Below are 3,107 nucleotides of genomic sequence, written 5' to 3'. Positions count from 1 at the left end.
AATTTTATTACCGCTTTTATTTCTACCATAATTTTATCTTCAACAAAAAAATCAACTCTTCTTGTGCCAATATTCTCTCCTTTGTAATTAATCCACATTTCTTGCTCTCTGACAAATGATAATTCTTTATTTCTTAATTCAATAGCCAACGCTCTTTGATAAATAACTTCCTGAAATCCGTTTCCTAAAAATTTATGCACTTCCATCGCCGCCCCGATAATTTTACCAGTCAAGTCAGAATATTTATATTTTTCATTGATTACACTATTGTTAATCATAGTTTTCATTTAATCATTTTAATCATAGTTCAAGACACTCCGCGTCAAACCTGTGCGCTTCTTGAATGTCTGATTTTTTTATGATTGAGATTTGCATAGTTACTATTTTTCTTTTGTTATTTTTTTTGTCATTCCGACGATAGGAGGAATCCCTTAAACATTATTATTCTCAATAAACATTATTATTACCGCCAACATTATTAAAGCGATTCCTCTCTTCGCTCCGCTCCGTTCGGAATGACAAAAACAAAATATCTGATTTTTTTATGATTGAAATTTGGGACATTTACTTTTTAGTTAAATATATTCCAACTCCAAAAAGAAAAAACGGCAAGAAAGAAACAATCGCCACAATGTGTTTTATATATAAAAACCAAAATGGAAAACTAATTTCCAAATTTAGATTTTTATAAACACTGCAACCCATTCTCCTCCCCCCATTTCTCAAAAGCAAAAGGAATATATTATTTCAATTTCTTAATTTTCTTATTTCCTAAATAATTATCTTTTGAAATCACGCTTTTGCCTATCTCTTTTTCCGCGTTCTTTCTCGCTTTACCAGCAACCCCACCACCTCTTTTGGCGACTTTTTTATTTTTACCAAAAGTGTTTGGTTTTTCCTCTTGAGAAATCTCTGTTGTCACTCTTTCGCCAAGCATGGTAAAAATCAATTCCAAGTCTGTCATATTGTCTCGCAAATTCGCCTTTGATTTTGTTGGAATATTTTTTAATTCTTTATATTCTGACGGCGTCATTCCAAAAGTCGCTTTTGAAATCTCAGCAGTTAAAATCGCAAAATCGGTTTGAATTTTAATTCCCCGTTCTTTCCATTCATCTGTTAAATTCTGCCTAATCGCCATTCCTCTTAATCTTTTATCAATCCAATCTTTTGGATAGCCCTTTTGTTCGTAAATCTGCTTCATTCTTTCCTGCGCCAATTCTGGATTTTCAATTTCATTAATCCTGTCTTTTCCAACTTGCGCCAGCCACATTTTAAACGGTTCCGCTTTTTTACTTGGTATTGACTGAATTAAGCGAAAAGCGTTTTTTAAATTCACGCAATCAGTGTTATATTTTTTACCGTCAGAACTTTCCAATTTCAGTTGTAGCCAAATTGGGGACAACTGAATATCTATAAATTCTCTTTGTTTGACTTTTTCCCAATATTGTCTTGGATAAGGGCTTTCTGCTAAAACTCCCACAATATCAATCACGGAAAAAAACCATTCATCCTTATGCCAAGTTCTACGGATTTTCTTGCTTTCAAAAATTATCAATTTATTGTTTTTCATATTGATTTTAAATAAATTTATAAAAAATTAACAAACTTATCTCCAAAACCCCAACCCATTTTCCTTCCCCCACTTCTCAAAAGCAAAAGCAATATCATCCAAATCATGCCTCTGTTTTAAATGTCCGTGCTCATCAAGTATCATCTCTCTATTTTTGTCAACTTCATAAATCTCATCCCCTGAATTATCCTTGCCTGAATATCTTTTTCTCTTTTAAAGCATTTAATAAAAAACTTTTTGTTTTTCTCAAAAATATTTTTCTCAATCCTGTTTATGCTTTCCGCGGAAAAAATAGTCAAATCATATTTCCCGCTTTATTTGATAAGTTGTGATAAATTCATATTTTTATATAAAAATTATTCCATTAAATAATCCTAATAAACAACCAAACAAAGCACCTAACTCCTTTGCAATTTTTACAATAAACAATAAACAAAAATAATAAGTATTTTATTACTTATTATATAAAATTTCTATTGCTCGGTCAATTTAATTTTATGGTTTTATTAATCTATTTCATTTGTCTAAATTTACGATGAATACCTCGTTTAATCATAGGAATCTCATCTTCGCTTACAACGCGAATTTTAGTTGCTAAAAAATCTTTTTCCACTCTTTTGCCGACTGCGATGACAAAATCTCCTTTTTCAAATTGTTGTAATTTTTCAAAAATTATTTTTTCTAAACTTATTTTTTGCAGCCCGCAAGGCGTTTTAACAATCAAATAATTATCGTTTATTTCAGACACAACTCCTGAAACCCCCCTTCCTCGCATTTTCATTCCTTTTTTAAAAAACGGCTTTATAAACATTCCTGTTGGACGCGAACTATACGCTTCTTTTTCTATTTTTTCAACAACTCCAATAAAAGCGAACGAAGTTCCAGAAATAATAATAAAAAACAAAAGAGCGATCGCAAAATATTTAAAAGGCTTTCTATAGGAAACATCGCTTTTTGTAATTAAATAACCTGCCATAAATAAAAACAGAATAAAACTTACAACCAATAAATATGGAAAAGATTCTAAAAAAGCTAAAAATCCGTATTTACCAAAACTTAAATATTCTAAATTATCAGCTGTTTTCATATAAAATAAAAACAAGCTAAAAAACAAAATTGACAAAACAACGCTTAAAACAAAAGCGCTGCCTAAGCCTAATTTCTCAGCTAAAAAAATATACTTTGAGCGCAATTTAACTCGCCCGCTTTTTATGTCGTTCATTATGTTGTCTTCAAATTTTTGAGATTTATTTTTTTCCATACATTTTTTTTTCTAAATTTTGTTTAAGAATTTTTTTACCTCTTGAAATTAAAACGCCCACTGTGCTTTTTGGAATTCGCAGAATATCGCTTATTTCTTCATAAGATTTTTCTTCAAAATAAAACAAAATAATAGGTTCTCTATATTTTAATTTTATCGCGCTTAAATATTCCTCTATTTCTTTTCTTAATAATTTTCTATCAACGCTATCATTCATATCTATTTTTTTATCAATTATTTTATACTCTTCTTCATCTAAAAACAATCTTTCTTTTG

General features: G+C 29.9%; 5 protein-coding genes. 1 reads left to right on the top strand and 4 read right to left on the bottom strand.

Annotation, left to right across the window (positions count from 1 at the left end; genetic code table 11):
- A partial coding sequence (locus U9O55_02600) for a GxxExxY protein (protein ID MEA2088704.1) occupies positions 1-287 on the bottom strand: 287 nt, incomplete at its 3' end.
- A 257-nt stretch (positions 288-544) separates the two neighbouring features.
- Here U9O55_02600 and U9O55_02595 point away from each other — a divergent pair.
- Positions 545-691 (top strand): hypothetical protein, encoded by a 147-nt coding sequence (locus U9O55_02595; protein ID MEA2088703.1) that lies wholly within the window; start codon positions 545-547, stop codon positions 689-691.
- A 51-nt stretch (positions 692-742) separates the two neighbouring features.
- Here the strand turns inward: U9O55_02595 and U9O55_02590 are convergent, their stop codons facing one another.
- The 3 genes from U9O55_02590 to U9O55_02580 all read right to left on the bottom strand — a co-directional run.
- On the bottom strand, positions 743-1,570 hold the full coding sequence (locus tag U9O55_02590; GenBank protein MEA2088702.1) for a Bro-N domain-containing protein: 828 nt from the start codon (positions 1,568-1,570) through the stop codon (positions 743-745).
- Between the two features lie 511 nt (positions 1,571-2,081).
- The gene (locus U9O55_02585) at positions 2,082-2,831 is read right to left on the bottom strand and encodes a hypothetical protein (GenBank protein MEA2088701.1); all 750 of its coding nucleotides are present in this window, start codon (positions 2,829-2,831) and stop codon (positions 2,082-2,084) included.
- Positions 2,818-3,107: sigma-70 family RNA polymerase sigma factor (locus tag U9O55_02580; GenBank protein MEA2088700.1), on the bottom strand; the 290-nt coding region annotated here is incomplete at its 5' end. The genes U9O55_02580 and U9O55_02585, both read right to left, overlap by 14 nt.

The sequence above is a fragment of the Patescibacteria group bacterium genome (assembly GCA_034660655.1).
Taxonomy (GTDB): domain Bacteria; phylum Patescibacteriota; class Patescibacteriia; order JAACEG01; family JAACEG01; genus JAACEG01.
The sequence above is the reverse complement of the archived record's forward strand: the minus strand, read 5'-3'. Positions and strand labels throughout refer to the sequence as shown.

Excerpts from the sequence above, each read along its gene's own strand:
- U9O55_02590 (MEA2088702.1), bottom strand. The coding sequence starts at position 1,570 with ATGAAAAACAATAAATTGATAATTTTTGAAAGCAAGAAAATCCGTAGA.
- U9O55_02585 (MEA2088701.1), bottom strand. The coding sequence starts at position 2,831 with ATGGAAAAAAATAAATCTCAAAAATTTGAAGACAACATAATGAACGAC.
- U9O55_02595 (MEA2088703.1), top strand. The coding sequence starts at position 545 with ATGATTGAAATTTGGGACATTTACTTTTTAGTTAAATATATTCCAACT.